The following is a 9,520-nucleotide window of genomic DNA, read 5'->3' as shown; positions in this document are numbered from 1 at the left end:
ACTGTTGGGTTTCACCCAACCTACAAGGTTTACTGTTGGGTTTCACCCAACCTACTATCATCTCTGTTGGGTTTCACCCAACCTACAAGGTTTAGTTTCGAGAGCCCTCGGAGTTATGAAAATCCCTCAAAAAGGAATTGCGATCGCTTAAACCTCCATGCTCCAGTTAGTCCTTGGTACTCAGATGTTAAAGTATCAGTCATTATGATATGCTTGTCGGGGGTTAGCCACGACTACTCCCCGTGAGCCTGTATATTGTTTAACCAGTGAAAATCCTATGGTAACTTTAGTTCCTGATGTGATTCCCGTTTGGGGTAAAGATGGTTATGGCGATCGCATGGTCGAATTGAATTTTTGGGAACCGATTTTGTCCGTGGTTAGCCCCATTTATGATACAACCATCGAGGGTTAATCACTATGGCGATCGTCGTTTTGGAGAATATTTATAAGCGTTTTTCCCCAGCAAATACTGTAAGGGTCGCCTCAACCGTCAGCCCCCTTACAGCCACACAGAAAGAACCCACCCCCACCTCAACAGACCCAGATAGAGCCGTACTTCGTAATATTAACCTCACCGTCGGTGATGGTGAATTTATGGTATTTGTCGGACCTTCTGGTTGTGGAAAAAGTACCCTGTTACGCTTAATTGCTGGGTTGGAAACTCCCACCGCTGGAAAGATTTGGATTGGCGATCGCTTAGTTAATGATTGTCCTCCCAAAAACCGCGATGTCGCTATGGTCTTTCAAAATTACGCCCTATATCCCCATATTAAAGTTTATGATAATTTGGCTTTTGGATTGCGACGTACTGGTAAACCTGAAAAATTCCTCCCAAAACTGGCGGGGACTATAACGCGATCGCTCCCTTTTCCTCAGTCCTTCCGTCATCAATCTACTCGGGAACGCTCCATTGCGCTGCGAGTACAAGAAATTGCCGAGATTTTGCAGATTGAACCCCTACTAGATCGCTTCCCTAAACAACTTTCTGGCGGTCAAAAACAACGGGTGGCTTTAGGACGGGCTATGGCTCGAAATCCCCAGGTTTTTCTCATGGATGAACCTTTATCTAATTTGGATGCTAGGTTACGCACCGAAATGCGATCGCAAATCGTTGAACTTCAGCGAAAGTTGGGAACTACTACTATTTATGTTACCCATGACCAAACCGAAGCTATGACTATGGGGACCCGAATTGCTGTCATGAATGGCGGACAAATTCAGCAAATTGACAGTCCCATGGTTTTGTATAATTCCCCCGCTAACCGTTTTGTAGCCGAGTTTATTGGCTCGGTTCCTATGAATTTTATCACCGTTAAATTATCTAATTCCGGTGAGTTAATTCATCCCCATTTTCGCCTCTGTTTATCTCACCAAAGGATAGCTGGTCTCACTAATTGGGCTGATCAGTCTGTGGTTTTGGGGGTGCGTTCAGAACATTTAACCCTCGCAGAACCTAGCCCTAATCATCTTAATGTCCGGGTCGAACGGGTGGAAGCCTTGGGACATGAAACATTGTTATTTGTCAGGTTTACTCACCCCCCAGAAGATTCTTTACAGGTCAGGATTCCAGCCGCTGTTGATGTTAGTTTGGGAGATAAAATTGCCTTGGCGATCGCTCCTGAAAAAGTGCATCTTTTTGACCCAAAAACAGGCGATACTACCGCCTAGTCGCTGCGCGATACGTGCTACGCACACGCTACGCGATCGCCTGGACTTTTCCGACCTTTCCCGCCTTTCCCGCCTTTCCGACTATTTCGGTTGCTGACCAGAAACCACCGGAGCCGAACTTCTTAAATCCAGTTCGGGATGTTCCGACTGTACCTGTTGACAATTCCACTCATTCTTAAATAACAAAACTGGGCGACCCCAACTGTCTTTAACAGTCACAGTATTAAACAGTCTTCCCGCCTTGTTTAAGGCTTCCCATCCCCCTGCTACCCATCTAGCCACACTATAGGGTAACAATTCTAGGCGAGTTTCCGCCCCATATTCATTCTGCATCCGAAACTGAACTACCTCAAACTGAAGTTGACCCACCGCCGCCAAAATTGGATCGCGTTTAGAATCATCCTGAGAATACATGATCTGAATGGCTCCCTCTTCCCTCAGTTCTGTAATACCCTTATTGAACTGTTTAAATTTAGAGGGGTTAGGATTTTTCAGATAGGCGAAAAGTTCCGGGGAAAAACAGGGAATCCCCTCATATTCCAGTTTTTGGCCGTTGTATATCGTATCACCGATCGCAAATACCCCCGGATTATTCAAGCCAATTACATCCCCAGGATAAGCCGCATCAATTGACTCGCGATCCTGAGCGAACAGTTTTTGGGGACGTGACAGACGCACCGTTTTTCCGGTTCTAGCATGGCTAACAGTCATGTCCTTCTCAAATCTTCCCGTACATACCCGCACAAAAGCTACGCGATCGCGATGTTTCGGGTCCATATTCGCCTGTAACTTAAACACAAACCCAGTAAACTCTGGATAATCTGGGGGAATATCCCCAATCGTGCTACTGTGGTGACCTGGTTTTAACGAATATTCTAGGAAAGCATCCAGAAACAGTTGTACCCCAAAGTTAGTCATGGCGCTACCAAAAAATACTGGGGTCATTTTCCCACCATGTACCGCCTCGAGATCTAAATCTGATCCTAAAGCGTCTAATAGTTCCAATTCTTCCTTGAGTTGATAATACAGATCCTGGTCTAATAAATCCTCAATACGCGGATCTCCCAAATCTATCACTGTATCTACCGCTTCCCGAGAACCGTGGGCCGTCCTTTCAAATAGATGAATTTGTCGCTTATGGCGGTCAAAAACCCCTTTAAAGCGATCGCCCATACCAATAGGCCAATTTACCGGGTAAGGTTGTAAACCCAACTCCTGCTCAATTTCATCAAGAAGTTCCAAAGGTTCCCGACCCGGGCGATCCATTTTATTAATAAACGTAAAGATAGGTAAGCCCCGCATCTTACACACTTCAAACAGCTTCCGCGTTTGAGGTTCTAACCCCTTAGCTGCATCTTCCAGCATCACCGCATTATCCGCCGCCGCCAAGGTCCTATAGGTATCTTCACTGAAATCTTGGTGTCCGGGGGTATCGAGTAAGTTAATCTGAGTGTTACGATATTCAAACTGCAAAACTGTTGAAGTGATAGAAATACCCCGTTGTTGTTCCATCGCCATCCAGTCTGATGTCGCGTGACGCTGCGACCTGCGGACTTTTACCGCCCCGGCTTCATGAATCGCCCCTCCGTACAGCAGCAGTTTTTCTGTTAATGTGGTTTTTCCCGCGTCTGGGTGGGAGATAATGGCGAAATTACGGCGGCGTTGCACTTCTAGCTGTAATTCGTCCTTAATTTCTGTTGACATAGGGCCTTGGTAGATTTTGCCATCTCCGACTTAACTTTTGTCTATTATATATACATTCAGACCATCTATCAGACCATCCCCTCGTACCAAACTATGACTTTGTTAACTTTTGTTACAAAATTTTAAGAAATGTTGCAAAAAATTTTTTTTGGGGGGAGGGGGTTGCTTTTCGCGGGCGCTTGCGCTATACTTTTATCATAATGGGATGGTTGTAATTTTTTTATTTTGGCAAATGTTCCATTATTAAGGCTACTGTCAATATAGTAGCAGCAATGCTCTGGGCTGTCAATCCCCGCGAGGCAAAAAAAGCGACCCTCAAATTTTTTTTTGAAGAAAAAATCAACATTAAATCCGATGTCAAGAGCGATCGGGTGGGACTTTGACTTCGGAGATAGAAGATTTAGGGTTTTGAGCGTTGGCTTTTTGATTCAATTCTCGAATGCGGCGAGATAGTAAGCGAATAATATTAACCGCAATACCAGGGGTCTCATCAATAGCATCATAAAGCTGCATCTGTGTGAGCATGAGACATTCACAGGGTTCTAGGGTAGTGACAGAAGCCGATCGCGGTTCAGCATCAAATAGAGACATTTCGCCAAAACAGTCTTCTTTACCCAAACGAGCCAATTCGCGATCGCCATGATGAACCTTGACCTGACCAGAAACGACAATATAAAGCGATCGGCCTTCTTGTCCCTCAGTAAAAATACTCTGATTAGCGGGAAAAGACAATTCATCCATAACAGAAGCAAGACGCACCAAGAAATCATCCCTAAGTTCTTGAAAAATGGGGACTTTTCGCACAAACAATAGGCGTTGGACGCTAGTTAACATAATAGGTCAAGGCGAGTTAGTGAACTTGAATCCAGACGGACTCCCTATTGATCAAGGCATTTCGGTTTTTCTGTGTACAGCTAATTCCGAGATTAATTGTTGTACTTGGTGAGCCACCAGAGGATCCCGATCAGTTTGTAGCATTGGCAATAATTCTACCAAAGCCTGACGCGCTCCCATCTTGAGGTAAGCCAAAACAGCTTCCCGCACAAAACCTGTGGGGTGTCTCAGACACATTAAAGTCTGTTCAGCGGTGAGACTCCAACTGGCGGACCGCGCTTGGTGGAAGCAACAAGCCAAAGACCAATCTGAGAGGAAATGGCGAAACTCCAGTAAACGACGGAGGCGATCGCTAGGTGTCATTGGTTTATAGGAAATCAAAGGGGAGAGATCCTCAATTTTTTGGACAATAGAGTGATTATCCAAAATGCCAATCAAGGCTCGTTTACGGGAAATATCAACAGTATTATCCAAGATTTCCAACCCACGAGCAATATTTCCCTGTTGTCCAGAGCGAATATTGAAAGCCGCCGCCTGAATAGATCCGAGGGAGTAAAGGAACTTCATCAGCAGAAAACAGCGGTCTATAGCATCAGATTCAAGATTACGGAGCGCGCGACAGAGCATTTCTAGGGGGGAAGCGACCTCAAGGGAGACAGTATAAGGTAAGATAGGAGCTGTAGGTTTTTCAGGTTCGAGGTCTAAAAGAGTGCTATAGATTTGACCAATAAACATCAACTCCTGTTCAATTAACGTTTCCACCCCATTACGTCCAATGCGGTCTAAAGTTCTTTCAATCCCCGCATCATCGGGAATTTTCAGGAGAATGCGGAGAATATTACGTCGGGTGGTTCCCCAGGAAATTAACAGGTTATCGATGAGAGTATCTAAGGCGGATGGCGTACCAATGTCTCCTAAAGCAGACCAAGCCTGAAGTCTGACTAAATCGGATTTATAGATATCCGTGGCTATTCTGATTAACAGAGGAATAGCCTCATTTCCCAAGCGGACTAAAGCCATTCTGGCTGCTTCTCTGGTAGAACGGTAGGAAATAGCTTTTAATAGGGAGCCATAGTATTCCTCCATCTTAGTAGCCGCAATGACTTCCAAGACCGAACAGCGGACTCTGAGAGATTCATCAGCGAGGAGGTCATTAAGATAAACTCGCAACCCTTGCATATAATCAGCATCACCCAGAGCCCGGACTCCCATCACCCTTTCAGGTTCTTGATTAGAGACGATCATGCGCCGGATAGTATTAGTGGCTGCCGCTTTTTGTTCGCGATCGCCACGACGCATAATCAAGGCCGCGGCTGTTCCCCGTACCACCGGATCGACCCTTGGTTGTAGGTAAGGTTTCAACTGATTAATATCTGGGTTAGATTCAGTTAACCAGATATAGCGTAGTGCCAAAGCCAAAACTTCAGGAGGTAGACTGCTACGAGATAGGGATCTAATCGCCTCTAAATGAGCGGGATTAGGATAATCTAGCATCAGTTCTAGGGCTTGACGCTGAAGATTCGGGGACATAATCTCCAGTAGTGGAACCAGAGTCTCCCCGACATTTTTAGGATCAAGTTGGCTGAGTAATTCCATACAGGAACGCTTATCAGCTTCTGGGGTTGGCTGTTTCAACTCATCGACCACCGATCGCTTGAGGCTACGCATATCAATATCTGTAGTTCCCAGGCGACCGCGTTCAGCACTACGAACTAGAAGTCTTACATATTGGGAGCGAATTTTCCAGACCACCCACAACCAGACAAAAGCCAACAAAATAATAGTTACGACAAAAATCAGACTTTGGTCTTGCTGGAAAATACCTTCTGGGACACCATCGGGTAAAAATAGGTTAATCAGCCACAGCAACAGCAAAATCCCGATACCACTCAAACCCGTTGACAGGGGTTCAAATACACCATTAACCAGGGTCTGAATATCACTCCTAATATTTTCTGGTAGGGGTTGAAATAGAACCGTCCCGGTAGTTTCGATGAGAGTGTAGTGGAACAGTTCATCTAAAAATCTGAGAATCAAAAACCCTATAAATATGGTAAATAAACCCGTAGCCCCCCCTATCAAGGAAAACAGGCCCAAGGCGACTACCCCCACAGGAAGGATAGATGCTGTACCAAACACGCCTATTTTTTCGACCAAGCGACTGGAAGCAAACCACTGAGTTGCTACTTGGAAGGTACTTAAAATCCCCTCAAATAGTCCCAGGAAGCTAACAATCCAACTAGCGCCACCGATACCACTACGGTATTCTAACTGACTGAAAAACTGGAAATCGACCATGACATAGACGACTTCAGCCATGACGAAAAATAGCACCAAGGGAATGACATAGCCTTGTAGGGGACCTTTGAGGCTACGGGTACTAAATTCTGGTAGTTCGTCTTCCGGGGTCCACCGGGAAGAATCAGGGAAAGACTGTTCATATCTTTGGGACAGATAAAATAAAACACCTGCTCCCACAATCACCATAGCCCCAGATACTAGGGTGACATTATTTAAGCCTACAAATCTGAGCAATAGAGGCAGGGAGAAACCGCTAACCACCCCAGCGACGAGATAACCACTACTGATAATGGGATAGGTGCGCTTGATCTCCCGAATGTTAAAAAGTTGATTGGAGGTAATGGAGGTATTGAGATCGTTGAGGAGATAACAAGCCTCAACCCACAGCCACATGACAAATAGGGTAACAAATTGAAGGCTTAATCCCAATACCCTTACATCTTCTATTCCCAAACCAAAACGAAATAGAAACAGGGGGATTGCCATGAGTAGTAAAATCAGAACAATCACCCGGCGCAGGGGTAAAAATGTCTGTAACCGAGAGTAAACTACACCCAAACTAGACCCGATACCAGCACTAGCAATATAAATCCAAGGCAGTTTCTCTGCCCCATATTGATCAATAAACAGGCCGACGGTACTTAGTTCTAACCAAATCAGTCCGATGGATGAAAAAGTATATACTGCGAACATTAATAAAGTTCGCTCTACTTCTTCTGGGCGGAGATTTAGACCGCGTAGCACACCCTGTCCCACTCCTGCGGGTTCACCAATTCGCTTTTCCATCCCGTATTGAGACCCCTCAATTTTATCTCTTCTCTAAATTATCAGTTATGGGGCGGAACTGGGGTTACTGGTTTATCATAACCGTAGCAGCAACAGGTTTGACAAATCACAATGACCCACAATTCCTGAGTCTCAGCTAGTTGTTGTTTTTTTGGGAGCCAACAGCATCATCATACTCCGTCCCTCTTGTTTGGGGGACTGTTGAACTTCGGCGTGTTCTTCCAGGTCTTCGGCCATACGTTTGAGCAGTTCCCTGGCTAGGTTGCTATGCTGAATTTCTCGACCCCGGAACATAATTGTGGCTTTGACCTTATCGCCGGATTTAAGGAAGCGCTTGGCTTGATTCACACGCACCTGATAGTCGTGATCATCAATTTTGTAACGCATCTTAACTTCTTTGACATCGGCGGTATGCTGCTTTTTACGAGCTTCCCGAACTTTCTTTTCCTGTTCATATTTGAACTTCCCATAGTCCATAATCCGGCATACGGGAGGGTCAGCTTTATCGCTAACCAGAACTAGGTCTAGTTCCTTTTCCTGAGCTAGTTTCATGGCCTCCCTGGGAGTCATGATCCCTAGCTGACCGCCTTCGGTATCGATCAGGCGAATCTTAGGAAAGCGGATATTGTCGTTGATTTGAGGTAAGTTGCGATTTCTTTTTGATTCTATCACAGGCATTACAGGAATTTTAAGTTAATGAGGTCAACGAATGTCTCGACAATTGTGGGTCCCCCTAACAGGACATTGTACTGATTTCCCATATCAATAGGCTTGACATTTAATCTAAACTTTAGGAACCCTAGTATTTTAGGGGTAACTTTCAAGTTATGTTGTACTCAGGACGACGGTTAGATGGATTCACCAGACTGGCACAAACAAATGGGCTTTCAGCGTGATTGGATTTGGCGGGGGTGGAGAGTTCGCTATACTTTTCGGCGTTGCGGACACCCTCAAGGGGCTAAGTCGCCTATTTTTGAGGTTCAAGACCCACTAGGGAGCAACTCTCCTGTTCCTTTAATTTTCCTTCACGGTTTTGGCGCATCTATCGGCCACTGGAGACACAATTTGTCGGCATTCAGTCATTCCCACCCAGTTTATGCTTTGGACTTATTGGGGTTTGGTTGTTCTGAAAAGGCGATCGCCCCATATAATGTTTCCCTGTGGACAGAATTGGTGCATGACTTTTGGCAAACTTTTATCCGCCGTCCGACCATCTGGGTGGGAAACTCTATTGGTTCTCTGATCGCCCTAGCAACTGTTGCTCAATATCCCAAAACCGCTAAGGGTTTGGTTATGCTCAGTCTACCCGATCCGGCCGCTTTAGCGGACTTATTAGCTGGGTGCATGGTTCCCCCAGTCGAGTTTATCCAAAGTTTGGTTATGCTCAGTCTACCCGATCCGGCCGCTTTAGCGGACTTATTAGCTGGGTGGATGGTTCCCCCAGTCGAGTTTATCCAAAGTTTGGTTGCTTCCCCTATTATATTACGTCCCATATTCTATCTAGTGAGACAGCCATCTGTCATCAGTCGTTGGGTTAAATTAGCCTATCACAATCAAGACTCGGTTACAGAGGAACTGATACATATTCTATCTACTCCACCCCAAGACCGAGGGGCGGCTAGGGCTTTTATTATTCTGTTTCAGATTATGGGGAGTTCTAAACTCGGCCCATCTGTACGCAGTCTATTCCCCCAGGTGCAGGTTCCCATATTACTACTCTGGGGAAAACAGGATCGACTGATTCCCCTGAAACTGGCTAAACCTCACCTCTACCTAAAATATAATCCCCACATCAAGTTAGTAGAACTGGAGGGCGCGGGTCACTGCCCCCATGATGAATGTCCCGAACGGGTGAACCGGGAAATTTTCGACTGGATTAACAGTTGCTTAGGGGAAACTCTAACTCTACCCTAACGCCGAACTCGTCACTGATATCGTCAGTCGTCCAGATCTGTATCAATTTTCTGGCGGATTTGTTGATAATCCTGATGATTGAGGGCATACAACGGGGCTAATCCAATCCCCGCTGCGCTGTGAGACCAAGCTAGAAGACGCCAGTTACCTAACCTGGGAGAAGGGTCAAATTCTGGAAAATCCGGTCAGTTGCACGCCAGGGGTTAGAATTGAGGCAGAAACTGAATTTTTCCGGATCCAGGAGACAGCCAGAAAACTAGAAGGGGTCGAGAATGGAGTCACCTCCATCCCCTCCCATTCAAAACCGTACTTG

Annotated in this window: 7 protein-coding genes; 3 read left to right on the top strand and 4 right to left on the bottom strand. The window is 45.7% G+C overall.

Translation table 11 applies throughout. The features are described from left to right. The first annotated feature begins 277 nt into the window (after nucleotides 1-277). Both P5674_RS15460 and P5674_RS15455 read left to right on the top strand, forming a co-directional pair. Complete coding sequence (locus P5674_RS15460) at nucleotides 278-412, top strand: hypothetical protein (RefSeq protein ID WP_286131360.1); 135 nt, start codon at nucleotides 278-280, stop codon at nucleotides 410-412. A 5-nt stretch (nucleotides 413-417) separates the two neighbouring features. Beyond that, nucleotides 418-1,668, top strand: coding sequence for an ABC transporter ATP-binding protein (locus P5674_RS15455; protein ID WP_006617257.1), 1,251 nt, complete (start codon nucleotides 418-420; stop codon nucleotides 1,666-1,668). 81 nt (nucleotides 1,669-1,749) lie between these two features. Here P5674_RS15455 and P5674_RS15450 read toward each other — a convergent pair whose 3' ends face one another. From P5674_RS15450 to infC, 4 genes are all read right to left on the bottom strand, one after another. Then, on the bottom strand, nucleotides 1,750-3,372 hold the full coding sequence (locus P5674_RS15450; protein ID WP_006617258.1) for a peptide chain release factor 3: 1,623 nt from the start codon (nucleotides 3,370-3,372) through the stop codon (nucleotides 1,750-1,752). Between the two features lie 357 nt (nucleotides 3,373-3,729). Then, entirely contained in the window at nucleotides 3,730-4,206 is a 477-nt protein-coding gene (locus P5674_RS15445) for a Crp/Fnr family transcriptional regulator (RefSeq protein ID WP_006617259.1), read from the bottom strand. Between the two features lie 51 nt (nucleotides 4,207-4,257). Next, on the bottom strand, nucleotides 4,258-7,293 hold the full coding sequence (locus P5674_RS15440) for a HEAT repeat domain-containing protein (protein ID WP_006617260.1): 3,036 nt from the start codon (nucleotides 7,291-7,293) through the stop codon (nucleotides 4,258-4,260). Nucleotides 7,294-7,425: 132 nt separating this feature from the next. Next, a complete protein-coding gene (infC, locus tag P5674_RS15435; RefSeq protein WP_006617261.1) occupies nucleotides 7,426-7,971 on the bottom strand; it encodes a translation initiation factor IF-3 in 546 nt (181 codons plus the stop codon). Nucleotides 7,972-8,145: 174 nt separating this feature from the next. Between infC and P5674_RS15430 the strand changes: the two genes are divergently transcribed. After that, nucleotides 8,146-9,207, top strand: coding sequence for an alpha/beta fold hydrolase (locus tag P5674_RS15430; RefSeq protein WP_014276726.1), 1,062 nt, complete (start codon nucleotides 8,146-8,148; stop codon nucleotides 9,205-9,207). Nucleotides 9,208-9,520 lie beyond the last annotated feature (313 nt).

Source organism: Limnospira sp. PMC 289.06, assembly GCF_032350395.1.
GTDB lineage: Bacteria > Cyanobacteriota > Cyanobacteriia > Cyanobacteriales > Microcoleaceae > Limnospira > Limnospira platensis.
Note: the sequence above shows the minus strand (reverse complement) of the source record. Positions and strands in the feature narration are given on the sequence as shown.